Here is a 17,813-nt window from a genome sequence, read left to right as displayed (position 1 = left end):
CTCGGCGGGCGGTTCGTCACACTCGGGGGGCGCGCCGGGCCGCACCGGCGTCCTCGTCGCCGCCCGCACCGGCGTCCTCGCCGTCGCCCGCACCGGCGTCCTCGCCGTCGCCCGCACCGGCGTCGCCGCCGAGCAGCCGCTCCAGCGCGGCCCGGCCGGGCAGGTCCGCCGGGCGTACGGCCTCCCCGGTGCGCACGTACAGGAACGTGGCGGTGACCTGCTGGAGCGGGACGCCCTGCTGTTCGGCCCAGGCCAGCCGGTACACGGCGAGCTGGAGCGGGTCGGCGGTGTGCTCGCGGCCGGTCTTCCAGTCCACGATCTCGTACGTCGCCGTCGTGCCCTCGCCCTCCCGGTAGACGGCGTCGATCCGGCCGCGCACGACCCGTCCGGCGAGGACGAGCTGGACCGGCTCCTCGACGCGGTACGGCGTGCGCCGGGCGTATTCGGTGCGTTCGAAGGCCTCCTTGAGCGCCTCCAGGTCCTGCTCGTCGGCGATCTCGGCGTCGCCGCCGGGCAGCTCGTCGGGTTCCAGCAGGGGCAGTTCCAGTTCCTCGTAGCGCGACTCCACCCAGGCGTGGAAGCGGGTGCCCCGGCGCGCGGCCGGCTGCGGGGGGCGCGGCATGGGGCGCGCGAGTTCCTGCGCGAGCCCGTCCGGGTCCTCGGCCAGCCGCAGGAGCTGGGTCGCGGTCAGGGTCGCGGGCAGGGGCACGTCCGTGACGGCACGGCGGGCGAGCAGCAGTTCCGCGGCGAGCGCGTCCAGATCGCGGTCCCAGGAGGCGATCAGGCGGGACTCCTCGGGGGTGAGGACGGGGTGGGGGTCCGGCTCGGCGGGGGCGGCGGCCTGGTGGGGGATGGCGGGGGCGCCGGCGTGCGGATCCTCGTCGGGGCCGCCGTAGGGCCCGGCGTACGGCGTCGGTTCGTCGTACGCCTCGTCGTAGGGCGGCTCGTCGTACGGCGGCTCCTCCGGTGGCACCGGCCAGTCCGGGTCCTCGAAGGCGGCCGGGTCGGCGGGGGCGGCGGCCGGAGCGGCGTCGGTCAGGGTGTCGAGGTGGGCGAGGACCGTCTCGGCGGCCGCGCGGCGCCGGGCGAACGCGTCGGCGTCCAGGGGCAGCGGCCAGGCCAGGTCGGTGTCGGGCGCCCGCAGGGCCGGGTTCTCCGCGTCGTCGGCTGGTTCCTCGGCCCAGGCCTCGATCTCGCCGTGCCCGGCGGCGCAGTGTTCGTACAGGGCCCGGAGGAAGTCGGAGGGGCCGCGCTTCTTCTTCTGGCTGGGGCCCCACCAGTGGCCGGAGCCGAGCAGGAGCGAGCGGGGGCGGGTGAAGGTGACGTAGCCGAGGCGGAGTTCCTCGGTGTGCTGGTGCTCCTTCATGGCCTCGTGGAAGGCCTTCATGCCGCGCGCGTCCCAGCCGTCGACGTCGGGCAGGGTGGCGGCGTCGCCGCGCAGGGCGTGCGGCAGCACCTTGGCCTGCGCGGTCCACTTGTCGCGGCCCTGGGCGCTGGGGAAGGTGCCGGTGACGAGTCCCGGCACGGCCACGACGTCCCACTCCAGGCCCTTGGACTTGTGCGCGGTGAGCACCTTGACGGTGTTCTCGCCGCCGGGCAGGGCGTTGTCCAGCCCCTTCTCGTACTGGGCGGCGGTGCGCAGGAAGCCCAGGAAGGCAAGCAGGGTGGCCTCGCCGTCGCTCGCGGCGAAGGAGGCGGCGACGTCGAGGAAGTTGGCGAGGGTCTCACGGCGGCGTGCGGCCAGGGCGCCCGGGGACGCCGACAGCTCCACCTCCAGGCCGGTGACGGCGAGGACGCGGTGCAGGACGTCCATCAGCGGGTCGGACAGCGCGCGGCGCAGGTCGCGCAGCTCGGCGGCGAGGCGGGCGAAGCGCACGCGGGCGTCCGGGGAGAAGGGCAGCCCGTCCTCGTCCCCGCCGTGGGCGTCCAGGAAGGTGTCCAGGGCGTCGGCGAGCGATATCACCTCGGCCGGGTCGGTGCCCTCGACGGCGGCGGCGAGCCGGCGGTCCGGGTCGTCGGTGTCGCCGTCGCGCGCGTGGGCGACCAGCAGGCGGGCGCGGCGGCCGAGGAGGGCGAGGTCGCGGGGGCCGATGCGCCAGCGGGGCCCGGTCAGCAGCCGGACCAGGCTCGCGTTGGCGCCGGGGTCCTGGAGGACCTCGCAGACGGCAACCAGGTCGGCGACCTCGGGCAGGTGCAGCAGCCCGGACAGGCCGACCACCTCGACGGGGACGTCGCGGGCGACGAGCGCGCCCTGGATCGCGGCGAAGTCGGCGGCGGTACGGCACAGGACGGCGATCTCGCCGGGTGCGGTGCCGGTCCGCACGAGGTGGGCGACGGAGTCGGCGAGCCAGTCCAGTTCCTCGGCGTGGGTGGGCAGCAGGGCGCAGCGGACGCTGCCGTCGCGCTCGGCGCCGGGGGCCGGGCGCAGGGCCTCGACGCCCTCGTGCATGGCGCGCAGGGGGGCGGCGAGGCCGTTGGCGAGGTCGAGGAGGCGGCCGCCGCTGCGGCGGTTCTCGCTGAGCGCATGGCGGGTGGCGGGGCTGCCGTCGGCGTGCCGGAAGTGGTCGGGGAAGTCGTCCAGGTTGGCGACGGAGGCACCGCGCCAGCCGTAGATGGCCTGGCAGGGGTCGCCCACGGCGGTCACCGGGTGGCCGGTGCCGGCGCCGAACAGGCCGGCGAGCAGGACGCGCTGGGCGACGGAGGTGTCCTGGTACTCGTCCAGGAGGACCACCCGGAACTCCTCGCGCAGCAGGCGGCCCACCTCGGGCAGCGCGGCGAGGCGGGCGGACAGGGCGATCTGGTCGCCGAAGTCGAGCAGGTCGCGTTCGCGTTTGGCGGTCCGGTACCGCTGGACCAGCTCGGCGAGTTCGCGGCGACCGCCGGCCGTCTCGGGGACCTTGCGCAGATCGGCGTTGCTGAGCCTGGCGCCTTCGAGGGTGGTCAGCAGCTCCGCGTCCCAGGCGCGCAGCCGCTCCGGTTCCACCAGGTGCTCGGCGAGTTCGGAGTCGAGGGCGAGCAGGTCGCTGACGAGGTCGGCGAAGGAGCGGGTGAGCGCCGGGTAGGGGCCGGGGGCCTCGCGCAGCACGCGGGCGGCGAGCTGGTAGCGGGTGGCGTCGGCGAGGAGGCGGGAGGCGGGCTCCAGGCCGATGCGCAGGCCGTGGTCGGTGAGGAGGCGGCCGGCGAAGGAGTGGTACGTGGAGATGACCGGCTCGCCGGGCGGGTCGTCCGGGTCGATGGTGTCGGGGTCGGTGACGCCCGCCTTGACGAGCGCCTTGCGGACGCGTTCGGACAGCTCGCCCGCGGCCTTGTTGGTGAAGGTCAGGCCGAGGACCTGCTCGGGGGCGACCTGGCCGGTGCCGGCCAGCCAGACCACGCGGGCCGCCATCACCGTGGTCTTGCCCGAACCGGCTCCGGCCACGATCACCTGCGGGGCGGGCGGCGCGGTGATGCAGGCCGTCTGCTCCGGGGTGAAGGGGATGCCGAGGAGCTCCTTGAGCTGTTCGGGATCGGTGAGGTGGGCGGCCATGTCCGAAAAGGCTAGCGGGGGGTACTGACACTCCGGTGCGCCACTGTCCGCGCCGGAGGGAGAAGCGCAGGTCAGGCGCGGGTGGCGTGCGGTACGTCACTCCACCACGTGCCGCCCCTCCGGCCGTGCGCTGCACGAGGCGCGGAAGGCGCAGTGGGCGCAGTGCTGCCCGGCGCTCGGGCTGAACCGCTCGTCCAGGACCTTTCCGGCGGCGGTGGCCAGCAGCTCGCCGACCCACTCCCCCGACAGCGGCTCCTGGGTCTGCACCTTGGGCAGGGTCTCGCCGCCGTCGCGCCCCGCGGCGCCCTGTCTCAGGTGCACCAGTTCGGCGCCGCCGGGCTCGGGGCGGGCGCCGTCGAAGGCGGTGTCGACGGCGCCCTCGCGGACGGCGAGCTGGTAGACGGCGAGCTGGGGGTGGCGGGCCACCTCGCGCGCGGTGGGCGCCTGTTTGCCGGTCTTGAAGTCGACCACGTAGGCGCGGCCCTCGGCGTCCGTCTCGACCCGGTCCATCTGGCCGCGGATGCGGACCTGGTAGTCGCCCGCCTCCAGGGTGACGTCGAAGTCCTGCTCGCTGGCGACGGAGGTACGGGCGGACCGGTTCAGGACGTGCCAGTTGAGAAAGCGTTCGAGCGCCGCGCGGGCGTTGTCCTTCTCCTGGCGGGACTTCCAGGGCGCGTCGAAGGCGAGCGCGTTCCACACCGAGTCCAGGCGCTCCATGAGGACGTCCAGGTCGGCGGGGGTACGGCCGGAGGCGACCTCGTCGGCGAGGACGTGCACGACGTTGCCGAAGCCCTGGGCGGTGGTGGCGGGCGCGTCGGCCTTCACCTCGCGGCCCAGGAACCACTGGAGGGCGCAGGTGTTGGCGAGCTGGTCGAGGGCGCTGCCGGACAGGACGACGGGCTGGTCGCGGTGGCGCAGCGGCACCTTGCTCTCGGTCGGCTCGAACATGCCCCACCAGCGGGAGGGGTGCGCGGCCGGTACGAGGGGGCGGTCGTCCTCGTCGGTGAGCGCGGCGAGCCGGGCCAGGCGGCGGGCGGCGGCCTCGCGCAGGGCGGCGGAGGCGGCCGGGTCGACGGTGGTGGCGCGCAGCTCGGCCACCAGCGCGGCGACGGACAGCGGGCGGCGGGGGCGGCCGCCGACGTCCTTCGGCTCGACGCCCAGCTCGGTCAGGAACCGGGAGGGCTGGTCGCCGTCCTCGGCGGGTGCCCGCACGGCGGTGACGACCAGGCGGTCGCGCGCGCGGGTGGCGGCGGCGTAGAACAGGCGGCGCTCCTCGGCGAGCAGCGCGCCCGGGGTGAGCGGTTCGGCGAGTCCGTCGCGGCCGATGCGGTCGGCCTCCAGGAGCGAGCCGCGGCGTCTGAGGTCCGGCCACAGGCCCTCCTGGACGCCGGCCACGACGACCAGGCGCCACTCCAGGCCCTTGGCGCGGTGCGCGGTCATCAGGCGGACGGCGTCGGGCCGTACCGCGCGGCGGGTCAGGGTGTCGGCGGCGATGTCCTCGGCCTCGATCTCGGCCAGGAAGTTCAGGGCGCCGCGGCCGCCGGTGCGCTCCTCGGCGCGCGCCGCGGTGGCGAACAGGGCGCAGACGGCGTCCAGGTCCCGGTCGGCGTTGCGGCCCGCCGCGCCCCCGCGCCGGGCGGCCCGCTCCAGCCGGCCGGGCCAGGTCGTGCCGTTCCACAGGGCCCACAGCGCCTCCTCGGCCGTGCCCCCGTCCGCGAGGCGCTCGCGGGCGGTACGCAGCAGCGCGCCGAGTCGCTGGGCGCCGCGGGCGTACGCCGGGTCGTGCACCGCCAGCCGCTCGGGCTCGGCGAGCGCCCGCGTGAGCAGCTCGTCCGAGGGCGGCGGCAGCGTGTTGCCCCCGGCCCGCTCCTCCTCCCGCAGCGCCCGCCCCAGCCGGCGCAGGTCGGCGGCGTCCATGCCGGCGAGCGGCGAGGCGAGCAGGGTGAGCGCGGTCTCGGTGTCGAGCCAGCTCGGCTCTTCCGCCTGGTCGGGGGCGTCCGGTGCCCGTTCCTCCCGGCTCCGTGCCTCCGCCGTCGCCACCGCTCGCAGGGCGGTCAGCAGGGGGGCCACCGCGGGTTCGTGGCGCAGGGGGAGGTCGTCGCCGTCGATGTCCAGCGGGACGCCGGCCGCGGTCAGCGCGCGGCGCAGGGTCGGCAGGGAGCGGGCGCCGGCGCGGACCAGGACGGCCATCTCGCGCCAGGGCAGGCCGTCCTCCAGGTGGGCGCGGCGCAGGATGTCCGCGATGTTGTCCAGTTCGGTGCCGGGGGTCGGGTACGTGTAGACCTCGGCCCGGCCGCCGTCCCGTGCCGCGGCCGGCTCCCGGTGGGCGCGCACCTTGTCGGCGGGCAGCCGGGTCAGCGGCATGCGCTGGGTGATCCGGCGGGTCGCGGCCAGCAGGACCGCGCCGGAGCGGCGGTTGGTGCGCAGCACCTGGACGGGCGCCGGGCCGCCGCCGGGGCGCGGGAAGGTCTCCGGGAAGTCGAGGATGCCGTTCACGTCGGCGCCCCGGAAGGTGTAGATCGACTGGTCGGGGTCGCCGAGCGCGACCAGGGTGCGGCCGCCGCCGGCCAGCGCGCGCAGCAGCCGTACCTGGGCGGGGTCGGTGTCCTGGTACTCGTCGACGTACACGGCGTCGTACCGCGCGGCGAGCTGGGCGGCGACCTCGGGGCGGCCGGCGAGCAGGACCGCGCGGTGCACCAGCTCGGCGTAGTCGACCACGCCCTGGAGGTCGAGCACGTCGAGGTACTCGGCGAGGAAGGCGGCGGCCGCGCGCCAGTCGGGGCGGCCGATGCGGCGGGCGAAGGCGTCCAGGGCGCCGGGGGCGAGGCCCAGCTCGCGGCTGCGGGCGAGGACGGCGCGGACCTCGTCGGCGAAGCCGCGCGTGGTCAGGCAGGCGCGCAGTTCGTCCGGCCAGCGCACATGGGTCAGTCCCAGCCGCTCCAGCTCGGGCTGCCCGGCCAGCAGCTCGCGGACGGTGACGTCCTGCTCGGGGCCGGACAGCAGGCGCAGCGGCTCGACGAACAGGCCCGTGTCCTGGTGGGCGCGGACCAGGGCGTAGCTGTACGAGTGGAACGTGGTCGCCCGGGGGGCGCGGGCCGCGCCGATGCGCAGGGCCATCCGGTCGCGCAGGTCGACGGCGGCCCGGCGGCTGAACGTGAGCACCAGGATGCGCTCGGGGTCGGCGCCCCGGGCGATCCGCGCGGCCACCGACTCGACCAGGGTGGTCGTCTTGCCGGTGCCGGGTCCCGCGAGCACGAGCAGGGGGCCGGAGCGGTGGTCAACCACGGCGCGCTGGGCGGCGTCCAGAAGAGGAGGAGCCGGTCGGGACGGCGGGGTGCGGACCAGCCGGTAAGCGCCATGGCTCCCCCGCCGCGCCTCGGGGCGCGGCGGGTGTCCGGTGGTGGAGGAGGAGCTCACGTGGTCGGCCGGTCCTGGTGGTCGTACTGCTGGTGGCGCGGGCGGACGGGCGGTCACGCGCGCGGGGCGGGGAGCCCCGGGTGAGGGACGCACGGGCCGCCGGCGCGATACCGCCGGCTATCGAACGTACGGCATCCCGCGGACGTCCCCGGCATCACCCGTACGGACTACAGGTTGCCGCCGCCCCCCTCCGATGGCGGAAGCTGTCAGGTGTGACCCGCGTCCGCACCGCCGTCCCACCGGGCCCGCCGCATGTCGAGCCGCGGCAGGTGACCCTCGGCACTCCGGCCCGCCTCGCGCAGCGGGGTGCCCTCGGCGCGGTAGTGCGCGAGCGCGCGCAGCTCGTGCCCCGGCAGCAGCGTCCCGTCGGCCCGTACGACGCGCCACCAGGGCACGGCGCCGCCGTAGAGGGACATCACCCGGCCGACCTGGCGGGGGCCGCCCTCCTCCAGCCACTCGGCGACGTCGCCGTACGTCATGACCCGCCCCGGCGGGACCAGCTCGGCGACCTGGAGGACCCGTTCCGCGTACTCGGGCAGGTCGTCCGGGTGCCTCTCGCCGGGTTCCGCGCCGGGGCTCTGCTCGCTCATTCGCCCCATCCTGCCGCACCCCGCCGACATCGCGGGGCGTGGCGGAGCAACGGCCCCTCTCGCCCCCGGGCGGTGCTTGGGGCAGACTGTGCGACCGCACATCCGCACCCTGGCGCCCGCGTGTGTCGGCGGGGCATGCCACCATCGTGCGGGCGGTGACCGGTGATACGAGACCAAGAAGAGATCATGAAGCAGCAGGGCGTGCACCCCGAGGGCGGGTCGGGCACCCCTGGCGCCGGCGCACGCCCGAAGACCGGCCGCAGGGGCACGGGCGACGAGGACGCCCACCGGGATCCGCGCCGCGCGGAGCCGGAAAGTGCCGAGGCGGAACGCACCGAGGGGGCGCACATCCCGCAGAACCCGCCGGCTGACCGGAGCGGCTCCGGAGGCGACGAGGACCCGCACGCGGACCCGGGCGCCGATCACCCGGACCCGGTGGAGGGCGACGAGCCGCTGCTCCCCGCCCGGGTGCACCGGCCCTCGGACCTGATGCGGCTGCTGGTCGGCCTGCTCGCCATCGTGGTGCTGCTCGCCGTCGCCGCGTTCGCGCACGGCACCACCTCCGGCCTCGAACAGGACATCAACAAGGGCACCGGACAGGCCCCCGACCTGCTGATCAGGTTCGCGGGGCTGGCGTCCAGCATCGCGATCCTGCTGGTCCCGGTCGCCTTCGCGATCGAACGGCTGATCAAGCGGGACGGGCTGCGCATCGCCGACGGCGTCCTCGCCGCCGTCCTCGCGCACGGAGTGACGCTCGCCACCGACCTGTGGGTCGCGCGGGCCGCCCCGGGCTCGATCCAGGACGCCCTGACCCAGCCCTCGCCGGTCGACGTCCACGCCCTGACCGACCCGGTGCACGGCTATCTGGCGCCCGTCATCGCCTACATGACGGCCGTCGGCATGTCCCGCAGACCGCGCTGGCGCGCGGTGCTGTGGATCGTGCTGCTGCTCGACGCGTTCTCGATGCTGGTCACCGGCTACACCACCGCCTTCTCCATCGTGCTGACGGTGCTGATCGGCTGGTCGGTGGCGTACGGCACGCTGTACGCGGTCGGCTCCCCCAACGTCCGCCCCACCGGCCAGACCCTGATGGCGGGCCTGCGGCACGTGGGCTTCCGCCCGGTCGGCGCGGCCCGCGAGGAGGCCGTGGAGAGCGAGAACGGCGACCGGGGCCGGCGCTACTTCGTCACCCTGGAGGACGGCCCGCAGCTCGACGTCACGGTCGTGGACCGGGAACAGCAGGCCCAGGGCTTCTTCTACCGCGCGTGGCGCAACCTCACCCTGCGCGGCTTCGCCACCCGCTCCAGCCTCCAGTCGCTGCGCCAGGCCCTGGAGCAGGAGGCGCTGCTGGCCTACGCGGCGATCGCGGCGGGCGCCAACGCGCCGAAGCTGATCGCCACCTCGGAGCTGGGCCCGGACGCGGTGATGCTGGTCTACGAGCACACCGGCGGGCGCAGGCTGGACGCGCTGGCCGACGAGGAGATCACCGACGAGCTGCTGCGCAGCGCCTGGTCGCAGGTGCGCGCCCTGCAGTCGCGGCGCATCGCGCACCGCAGGCTGGCCGGGGACGCGATCCTGGTGGGCCGGTCCGGCGAGGTGATCCTGACCGAGCTGCGCGGCGGCGAGATCGCGGCCGGTGAGCTGCTGCTGCGCATGGACGTGGCCCAGTTGCTGACCACGCTGGGCCTGAGGGTCGGCGCCGAGCGCGCGGTGGCCTCGGCGGTCGAGGTGCTCGGGCCCGACGCGGTGGCCGACTGCCTGCCGATGCTCCAGCCGATCGCCCTCACCCGTTCCACCCGCAACACGCTGCGCCGGCTCGGCCGTGAGCGCGCCCAGCGGGAGCGGGAGGCGGTCCTGGAGGCGTCCCGGCAGGCCAAGCTGGCCCGGCTGCGGGAGGCGGCGGAGGCGAACGGGACGACGCTGGCCGAGGGCGCCGACACCGACGAGCGGCTCGGTGAACTCGACAAGCTCGACAAGTCGGACAAGAAGGTCGTACGGGCGGAACAGCGGGCCGAGCGGCGGGCGATCGACGAGGCCATAGAGGAGGCCCGCGAGGAGGACCTGCTCACCCAGATCCGGCACCAGGTGCTGCGGATCCGGCCGCAGGCCCCGGTGCAGCCGGCCCGCCTGGAGCGGGTGCGGCCGCGCACGCTGATCAGCTTCATCGCCGGTGCGATCGGCGCCTACTTCCTGCTGACGCAGCTCACCCACATCCAGTTCGGCACGCTGTTCTCGCAGGCCCAGTGGGGCTGGGTGATCGCGGCGGCGCTGTTCTCGGCACTGAGCTACGTGGCCGCGGCGATGTCGCTGCTGGGCTTCGTGCCGGAGCGGGTGCCGTTCCCGCGGACGGTGGCGGCGCAGGTCGCCGGGTCCTTCGTGAAGATCGTGGCGCCCGCGGCGGTCGGTGGGGTGGCGCTGAACACGCGCTTCCTCCAGCGCGCGGGCGTGCGCCCGGGGCTCGCGGTGGCGAGCGTCGGCGCCTCTCAGTTGTTCGGGCTCGGCTGCCACATCCTGATGCTGCTGTCCTTCGGCTATCTGACCGGCACCGAGAAGACGCCGTCGCTGTCGCCGTCCCGGACCGTCATCGCGGGTCTGCTGACCGTCGCGGTGCTGGTGCTGGTGGTGACCTCGGTGCCGTTCCTGCGGAAGTTCGTGGTCACGCGGGTCAGGTCGCTGTTCGCCGGTGTCGTGCCGCGCATGCTCGATGTGCTCCAGCGGCCGCAGAAGCTCGTCACCGGCATCGGCGGCATGCTGCTGCTGACGGCCTGCAACGTGATGTGCCTCGACGCCGCGGTGCGGGCCTTCGGCCACGGCATGACCTCGCTGAGCATCGCCAGCGTCGCGGTCGTCTTCCTCGCGGGCAACGCGCTCGGCTCCGCCGCGCCCACCCCCGGTGGCGTGGGCGCGATCGAGGCAAGCCTCACCCTCGGCCTGATCGCCTTCGGTCTGCCGAAGGAGGTCGCGGCCCCGGCGGTGCTGCTGTTCCGGCTGATGACGCTGTGGCTGCCGGTGCTGCCGGGCTGGCTGGCGTTCAACCACCTGACCCGTAGGGGCTCGCTGTAGGAGGGCGGCCGTAAGTCCTCGTCCCCGTCCCTCGTACGGCCCGTGCCCCGCGCGGCCCGGCGCGCGGGCCCGCAGGATGGGGTCATGGCCTCTCACTCCCGGCTGCGCGCCGCCGCTCTGCCCTGGCCTCGTGCCACCGCCCTGACGACGGCCGCCGTGCTGCTGGCCGCCCTGCTGGCCGGTTGCGGCGACGACGACGCGGGTATCGGCGCCACCGCGTCCCTCACGACGCAGACGCTGGACTGGGCGGCCTGCCCGGCACCGGACGAGGCGGAGGGCGGCGGGAGCGCGCCGTCCCCGCTGCCGAACGGCACCACCTGGGAGTGCGCCACCATGCGGGCGCCCCTGGACTGGAACAAGCCGCAGGGGTCCACCATCGGCATCTCCCTGATCCGGGCCAGGGCCAGCGGGCCCGCGAGCGAGCGGATCGGCTCGCTGATCTTCAATTTCGGCGGCCCCGGCGGCAGCGGCGTCACCACGCTGCCCGCGTTCGCCCAGGACTACGCGGCCCTGCGCACCCGCTACGACCTGGTCAGCTTCGATCCGCGCGGGGTCGGCCGCAGCGCGCCGGTGAGGTGCAAGACCGACGCCCAGCTCGACACGTTCTTCCAGCAGGACGCGACCCCCGACAACAGCGCCGAGCGCGCCCAACTCGTCCAGCGCACCCAGAACTTCAACGCGGGCTGCGAGCGGAAGTCCGGGCAGGTGCTGCCGCATGTGCGCACCACCGACGCGGCCCGTGACATCGACCTGATGCGGCGGGTGCTCGGCGACGCCAAGCTGCACTACTTCGGCATCTCCTACGGCACCCAGCTCGGCGGCGTCTACGCCCACCTGTTCCCCACACACGTCGGCCGGGCCGTGTTCGACGGGGTGGTGGACCCCACCCAGAACCCCGAGGAGAGCGCGCTCGGCCAGGCGAAGGGCTTCCAGCTGGCGCTCGGCAACTTCGCCGAGGACTGCGTCTCCAAGCCGGAGGGCTGCCCGATCGGGGACACCCGGCAGGACGTCGAGAACCGCATCGCGAAACTCCTCGCCGACCTGGACAGCAAGCCCATCCCGGGGATCGCCCCGCGCCGGCTCACCCAGACCGCGGCCACCAACGGCATCGCGCAGTCCCTGTACTCCAAGGACTTCTGGGAGTACCTCACCGAGGGCCTTGAGCAGGCGTACGACGGTGACGGCAAGGTCCTGATGGTGCTGTCCGACGCGATGAACGGCCGTAACGAGAACGGCCGGTACAGCAACCTCACCGAGGCGAACGCGGCGATCAACTGCGCCGACGAGAAGCCCCGTTACACCGTCGCCGACGTCCAGCGCGCCCTTCCCGGATTCCGCGCCGCCTCGCCGCTGTTCGGGAACTTCCTCGCCTGGGGCATGATCGGCTGCACCGACTGGCCCGTCCCCGGCGCCGCCTACCACCCCGACGTCAGCGCCCCCGGCTCGGCGCCGATCCTGGTCATCGGCAACACCGGGGACCCGGCCACCCCGTACGAGGGCGCCCGGCGCATGGCGGAGGCCCTCGGCAAGGGCGTCGGCGTCCGGCTGACGTTCAAGGGCCAGGGACACGGCGCCTACGACAGCAAGGACAAGTGCGTGCAGAGCACGGTGAACGCGTACCTGCTGAACGGGAAGATCCCGAAGAGCGGCGCGGTCTGCGGCTGACCACCACCGAAGAACGAAGAAGCCCACGGCGCCTGAGCGGACTCAGGGGCCGTGGGCTTCCACCAGCACGTCGGTCAGTAGACCGGCTTCTCCGGCTCGATCTGGTTGACCCAGCCGATGACGCCGCCGCCGACATGGACGGCGTCGGCGAAGCCCGCGGACTTCAGGACCGCGAGGACTTCCGCACTGCGGACACCCGTCTTGCAATGCAAGACGATCTTCTTGTCCTGGGGCATCGACTCCAGAGCGGTGCCCATGAGGAACTCGTTCTTCGGGATCAGCTTGGCGCCCGGGATGGAGACGATCTCGTACTCGTTCGGCTCGCGGACGTCGATGATCTCGATGTTCTCGCCGTCGTCGATCCACTCCTTGAGCTGCTTGGGAGTGATCGTGGAGTCGACGGCCGCCGCCTGGGCCTCCTCGGAGACGACGCCGCAGAAGGCCTCGTAGTCGATGAGCTCGGTGACGGTCGGGTTCTCGCCGCAGACCGCGCAGTTCGGGTCCTTGCGGATCTTGACCTGGCGGTACTGCATCTCCAGGGCGTCGTAGATCATCAGGCGGCCGACCAGCGGGTCGCCGATGCCCGCGAGGAGCTTGATGGCCTCGTTGACCTGGATGGAGCCGATCGACGCGCACAGCACGCCGAGCACGCCGCCCTCGGCGCAGGAGGGGACCATGCCCGGGGGCGGGGGCTCCGGGTAGAGGCAGCGGTAGCAGGGGCCGTGCTCGGACCAGAAGACCGAGGCCTGGCCGTCGAAGCGGTAGATCGAACCCCAGATGTACGGCTTGTTCAGCAGCACACAGGCGTCGTTGACCAGGTAGCGGGTGGCGAAGTTGTCCGTGCCGTCCACGATCAGGTCGTACTGGCTGAAGATGTCCATCACGTTCTCGGCTTCGAGCCGCTCTTCGTGAAGGACCACGTTCACGTAAGGGTTGATGCCCTTGACGGTGTCACGGGCGGACTCGGCCTTGGAGCGGCCGATGTCGGACTGGCTGTGGATGATCTGGCGCTGCAGGTTCGACTCGTCGACCTCGTCGAACTCCACGATGCCGAGCGTGCCGACGCCCGCCGCGGCCAGGTACATCAGCGCGGGCGAGCCCAGGCCACCGGCGCCCACACACAGCACCTTGGCGTTCTTCAGCCGCTTCTGCCCGTCCATGCCCACATCGGGGATGATCAGGTGGCGGGAGTACCTGCGGACCTCGTCTACGGTGAGCTCGGAAGCCGGCTCGACCAGGGGTGGCAGCGACACGGGGACTCCGTTGGTCGGTCAATCACTACGTTTGTTCTTCTCGTAACACTGCCACGGCCTTCTTCATTCCGAGACTCCCGTTCCGAGGCGCGAGACGATTCCGTCCCAGCAGCCGGGCAGTCCGGTCAGATGCGGCATGCCGCCTCCATCCAGATGTCGGCCAGCGACTCTTCGAGGTTGATGCGCGGCCGCCAGCCGAGCCGGTCGCGCGCGGTGCGCACATCGGCCTGCTGCCAGCTACCGCAGCCGTCCGGGTAGGGGAAGGCCGCCGGGGCCGGGTGCTCCGCCTCGGCCCGGGGGTGGCCGAGGCCGCCGCGCAGCGCGCCGGGCGGGGCGTCCAGTTCGTGCAGCGCGCCGCCGTAACCGGCGACGCGGGCGAGGATGCCGGCGGCGTCCCGGAGGCGTACGGCACGCCCCGAGCCGATGTTGATCACGCCCTGCGCGGCGGAGAGCGAGGCGGCGTGCACGGCGCGGGCGACGTCGCGTACGTCCACGAAGTCGCGCTGCACGCCGAGTCCGGCGAGCTTCAGCTCCCCGTCGCCCGACTGCATCGCGCGGCGCATCGCCTCCGCGAGCCGGCCGAGCGGGGAGCCGGCCGGGGTGGCGGGTCCGGCGGGCGAGAAGACGCGCAGCACCACGGCGTCCAGGCCTGAGCCGAGGACGAGTTCGGTGGCGGCGAGCTTGCTGACGCCGTACGGGCCGCCGGGCCGCGGCACGGCGTCCTCGGCCGTGGACGAACCGGCCTGGCTGGGCCCGTACTCCGCACCGCACCCGATCTGCACGAGCCGCGCACCGCACCCGCTGCGCCGCAGCGCCTCGCACACGGTGGCCACGGCGACGGTGTTGTGCCGGGTCAGCTCCCGGGCACCGCCGCGGGTGGCGCCGGCGCAGTTGATCACGACCCCGGGGTGCACCGCCCCGAGGAACCGGGTGAGCGCACCCGGGCTGCCGGCGGCGAGGTCGAACCGGACGTCCGCGTCGTCGCCCCGCCCGAGCGCGGTGAGCTGGACGGCGGGGTCGGCGAGCAGCCGCTCGGCGACGAACCGGCCGAGGTATCCGTTGGCTCCGATCAGCAGGACCCTCATCGGGCGGCTCCGTGGGTGAGAGGTTCGGCTCCCTGGTGGGAGGTGGACATCGGGAGGTCTCCTTCGACGGGGTGGTGCCGGTGACTCAGGGGGGCGCTCACTCGGGCGCTCCGGTGGGTGCGTGGGCCGAGGCACGGGTGAGGGTGCGGCCGGCGTGCAGCAGCAGGACCAGGGCGGCGGTGCCGCAGGCGAGGGCCGGTACGGCGGGCTCGCCCAGGGTGTCCACGAGGGTCCGGACCGGCATCGCCAGGAGACCGCAGTGGGGCAGCCGCCCGGCGAGGGGCAGGGCGAGGGACATCGCCTCCGCGGTCGCGGCGGCGCCGAGGACGAGGGCGGGGGCGCGCCGGTGCCGGTGGACGGTGAGCAGACGCGCGAGCAGGAGGAGGGCGCCGAGGGTGAGCGCCTGTGGGCAGGCCGCGGGTTCGCCGAGGATCCTGCCGCACAGCAGGAGCAGCGCGGCGAGCGCGCCGAGGAACAGGGCGAAGGTGCCGGCCAGCAGCGGTCGCGCCGCGGCCGTGAAGTCGCCGAGCCCCCGGCTGCCGGCGAGCCTGCGCCGGGCACCGGTGGTGAGGAGGTGCGCGCACCAGGCCGCCGGGGCGAGGGCCAGGGTGAGGGCCAGCGCGGGTGCGGTGGCCGTGGGCCAGGCGCCGCCCGGGCTGCCGTCGGGCAGCGCGTCGGGGCCGCCGGTGAGCACGTCGTGCAGCAGTCCGTCGCCGAACACCGCGTAGCCGAGCAGCCAGAGGGTCCACAGGCGGGGGCCGCACGGCCCGGCGAGGGGCGCGCGCGGGCGGGCCGGTCCGGCGAGGGGCCCGGTGCGCAGTGCCGCGCGGGTCGCGAGGGCCAGGGCGAGGACGCCGACGACGGCCACGAGCAGGCGCGGCCGCCCCTGGGCGAGCCGCAGTCCGGCCACGGTGGCCGCGCCGACGGCACCGGGCAGCAGGCCCGACAGGACCCATCCGGCGCGGACCCGGGGCAGGGGCAGGGCCGGCTTCGGGTGCGGCCGGGGCTCACCGGCACGCGGCACGCGGGCGTACAGCTCCTCGGCGAGCGAGAAGACGTCCCGGTGCCGGAACCGCGCCGCCGTCCGGTCGGTGATGCCCCGCGCTTCCAGCCCGGCGGCGATCTCCAGGGGGTCGACGGCCCGCTCGCACAGCTCGCGGTGCCGGTGCAGCAACGCCTTGACGGGGTCCCCGGCCCCGCGCCGGGTTACGGCTGGTACGGCCTCATGTCCGGGTCCGGCGACGGCGGGCCCGGCGTCCCACGCCGCACCGCGCGCCGCCTCGGCGGCCGCCCCGGTCGGCGTCGGTTCCGCCCGCTCCCCCGCCGCCGTGCCCCACGGCGGCGCCCCGCTCGGCGTTCTCGGTGTGTCGGTCATCGGGCCGGCTCCGTGGCGGGCAGGGCCCAGGTGGGGGTGGCGGGCCAGTGGGCGGGGACCTGGGATTCGGCGGGCGCGGCGAAGGGCAGCGGCGCGCCGGACGCGTCGAGGACGTCGCGGCGGACCGGGCAGTGGGAGACGATCTCCAGGTAGATGCCGTGGAAGGCGGCGACGTTCTGCTCCACGGTGAACAGCTCCAGCGCTCGGGCGCGCGCGGCGGCACCGAGGCGCACACGGCGCTCGGGGTCGCGCAGCAGCGCCACGCACGCCTCGGCGAGCGCCCGCGGATTGCGCGGGGGCACGACGAGTCCCGTACCGCCGATCACCTCGACCACCGCCCCGGCGTCCGTCGAGACGGTCGCCCGGCCGCAGAACATGGCCTCGATCAGCCCGGTCGGGAACCCCTCCACGACGCTGGACAGCACGACGACGGCACCGGAGGCGTAGACGTCGGGCGCCGCCGGGGCCTCGGGGCTGCCGAGTTCCTCGAAGGAGACCGGGTTGGAGCCGACCGCGTGCGCGCCCTCCGCCTCGTCCGGGAAGAGCTGGGCCGCCAGCGCCCGGCAGTGGCCGAGGTACGCCGCCCCCTCGGGTCCGCCCGGCGCGCCGACGACGCGCAGCCGGGCCCCGGGCTCCCGCCTGCGCACCTCGGCGAAGGCGTGCAGCAGGGAGACCAGGTCCTTGGCGGGTTCGATCCGCCCGACCCAGACCAGGGTGTGCGGGTCCGCGCGGTCCGGGGACTCGCCGGCCTCGGCGAAGCCGTCGGCCGCCATGCCCGGGTAGACGGTGCGGATCCGGGCCCGGTCGGCGCCGCACCGCTCCTGCCAGCGCCGGGCGTGCGCGTTGCCCGGGGTGAGGATCTCGGCGCGGCGGTAGATCTCGGTGGCGAGCCGCCCGTGGAAGGCGGCGAGCAGGGCGCGTACGGCGGGCGCGGCGGCGTCGGGCCCGCGGTCCAGGTAGTGGGAGCGCAGGTGGACGCCGTACTCGGTGACCAGCAGCGGCACCCCGTGGAAGTGCCGGGCGAGCAGCCCGGGGAGGGCGGCGGGGCCTCCGGACGTCGCGTGGCAGAGGTCGGCCGCGCCGAGCGCGTCGTCGCCGTACCAGTCGAGGGAGAGGGGGCGCAGGGCGCGTTCGAGGTGACCGGTGACGGTGAGCAGGTCGGCCACGCGCGCCTCGCGCGCCGTGCGCGGCGCTCCGGGCGCGCGACAGGCGCGTTCCAGGGTGAGTACGGCGCTGTCGGAGCGCAGTGCCGCGCCGAGCCCGCCCTCGTCGCGGGCGAGTTCGGCGAGTCCGTACAGCGCGCCGGCGAAACGGTCCGCCACCGCGCCGGGGGCGCCGCCGTCCGCCGCCGTGCACACCGCGCCGGCCAGCTCGCCGTAGTGCTCGGTGAAGCGCCGGCGCGCGCGCCGCCCGTAGGCGACCGCTGCGCCGCCGGCCTCCGCCGTCCACAGCGGTGCCGTACGGACCCGGGTCACCTGCGGCGGGAGCGGGAGCAGGCCCTGTTCCTCCTGGCGCCTGCTGCGGCTGAGTGCGTAGAGGTCGAACTCGTGCCGCCCGAGACCGCGCACCAGCCGGTCGCACCAGAGGCCGGCGTCACCGCTCACATACGGATAGCCACCGTCGGTCAGCAGTCCTGTGCGCACGTGTGCACCCCCGATCTTCCTTCTGGTCGGCCGCCGTCGGTCCCGGCGGCTCGCAGCGGGACGAAGGTAAGCGGACAAGCGGGTGGCGCGACGGACGGTTGCCAGGACCTGCGCGTCCGTGTCCGGACCTGCGCCGATGCCGACCGTCGGGATCTGGAGCGAACGCGTCACCTCGGCCGCCAGCTCCGCCGGCACC

9 protein-coding genes are annotated in these 17,813 nt (G+C 74.9%); 2 read left to right on the top strand and 7 right to left on the bottom strand.

The window, feature by feature from the left end; genetic code table 11:
• Positions 1–16: 16 nt before the first annotated feature.
• The 3 genes from AB0927_RS20275 to AB0927_RS20265 all read right to left on the bottom strand — a co-directional run bounded on the left by AB0927_RS20275 (position 17) and on the right by AB0927_RS20265 (position 7,533).
• The gene (locus tag AB0927_RS20275; RefSeq protein ID WP_366669027.1) at positions 17–3,526 is read right to left on the bottom strand and encodes an ATP-dependent DNA helicase; all 3,510 of its coding nucleotides are present in this window, start codon (positions 3,524–3,526) and stop codon (positions 17–19) included.
• A 96-nt stretch (positions 3,527–3,622) separates the two neighbouring features.
• Positions 3,623–6,943: an ATP-dependent DNA helicase gene (locus AB0927_RS20270; protein ID WP_366669026.1), complete on the bottom strand. Its 3,321-nt coding sequence runs from the start codon at positions 6,941–6,943 to the stop codon at positions 3,623–3,625.
• Between the two features lie 206 nt (positions 6,944–7,149).
• A complete protein-coding gene (locus AB0927_RS20265) occupies positions 7,150–7,533 on the bottom strand; it encodes an MGMT family protein (RefSeq protein ID WP_366669025.1) in 384 nt (127 codons plus the stop codon).
• Between the two features lie 186 nt (positions 7,534–7,719).
• Between AB0927_RS20265 and AB0927_RS20260 the strand changes: the two genes are divergently transcribed.
• Positions 7,720–10,596, top strand: a complete 2,877-nt coding sequence (locus tag AB0927_RS20260; RefSeq protein ID WP_366669024.1) for a lysylphosphatidylglycerol synthase domain-containing protein — start codon at positions 7,720–7,722, stop codon at positions 10,594–10,596.
• Positions 10,597–10,680: 84 nt separating this feature from the next.
• Positions 10,681–12,261 carry an alpha/beta hydrolase gene (locus AB0927_RS20255; RefSeq protein ID WP_366669023.1) on the top strand — a complete coding sequence of 527 codons (1,581 nt, stop codon included), beginning with the start codon at positions 10,681–10,683 and terminating at the stop codon, positions 12,259–12,261.
• A 74-nt stretch (positions 12,262–12,335) separates the two neighbouring features.
• Here AB0927_RS20255 and moeZ read toward each other — a convergent pair whose 3' ends face one another.
• The 4 genes from moeZ to AB0927_RS20235 all read right to left on the bottom strand — a co-directional run bounded on the left by moeZ (position 12,336) and on the right by AB0927_RS20235 (position 17,617).
• The gene (gene moeZ, locus AB0927_RS20250; protein ID WP_366669022.1) at positions 12,336–13,514 is read right to left on the bottom strand and encodes an adenylyltransferase/sulfurtransferase MoeZ; all 1,179 of its coding nucleotides are present in this window, start codon (positions 13,512–13,514) and stop codon (positions 12,336–12,338) included.
• A 125-nt stretch (positions 13,515–13,639) separates the two neighbouring features.
• Positions 13,640–14,599 carry an NAD-dependent epimerase/dehydratase family protein gene (locus tag AB0927_RS20245; protein WP_366669021.1) on the bottom strand — a complete coding sequence of 320 codons (960 nt, stop codon included), beginning with the start codon at positions 14,597–14,599 and terminating at the stop codon, positions 13,640–13,642.
• 97 nt (positions 14,600–14,696) lie between these two features.
• A complete protein-coding gene (locus tag AB0927_RS20240) occupies positions 14,697–15,974 on the bottom strand; it encodes a hypothetical protein (RefSeq protein ID WP_366669020.1) in 1,278 nt (425 codons plus the stop codon).
• Positions 15,971–17,617: a DUF3492 domain-containing protein gene (locus AB0927_RS20235; protein ID WP_366669140.1), complete on the bottom strand. Its 1,647-nt coding sequence runs from the start codon at positions 17,615–17,617 to the stop codon at positions 15,971–15,973. Before AB0927_RS20235 ends, AB0927_RS20240 begins: the two co-directional genes overlap by 4 nt.
• Positions 17,618–17,813 lie beyond the last annotated feature (196 nt).

Origin of the sequence: Streptomyces sp. NPDC048106, assembly GCF_040706415.1 — a bacterium.
Classification (GTDB): Bacteria; Actinomycetota; Actinomycetes; order Streptomycetales; family Streptomycetaceae; genus Streptomyces.
Note: the sequence above shows the minus strand (reverse complement) of the source record. Positions and strands in the feature narration are given on the sequence as shown.

Coding starts and splice junctions, on each gene's coding strand:
- AB0927_RS20260 (WP_366669024.1), top strand. CDS start 7,720: ATGAAGCAGCAGGGCGTGCACCCCGAGGGCGGGTCGGGCACCCCTGGC.
- AB0927_RS20255 (WP_366669023.1), top strand. CDS start 10,681: ATGGCCTCTCACTCCCGGCTGCGCGCCGCCGCTCTGCCCTGGCCTCGT.
- AB0927_RS20240 (WP_366669020.1), bottom strand. CDS start 15,974: ATGACCGACACACCGAGAACGCCGAGCGGGGCGCCGCCGTGGGGCACG.
- AB0927_RS20265 (WP_366669025.1), bottom strand. CDS start 7,533: ATGAGCGAGCAGAGCCCCGGCGCGGAACCCGGCGAGAGGCACCCGGAC.
- AB0927_RS20275 (WP_366669027.1), bottom strand. CDS start 3,526: ATGGCCGCCCACCTCACCGATCCCGAACAGCTCAAGGAGCTCCTCGGC.
- AB0927_RS20245 (WP_366669021.1), bottom strand. CDS start 14,599: ATGAGGGTCCTGCTGATCGGAGCCAACGGATACCTCGGCCGGTTCGTC.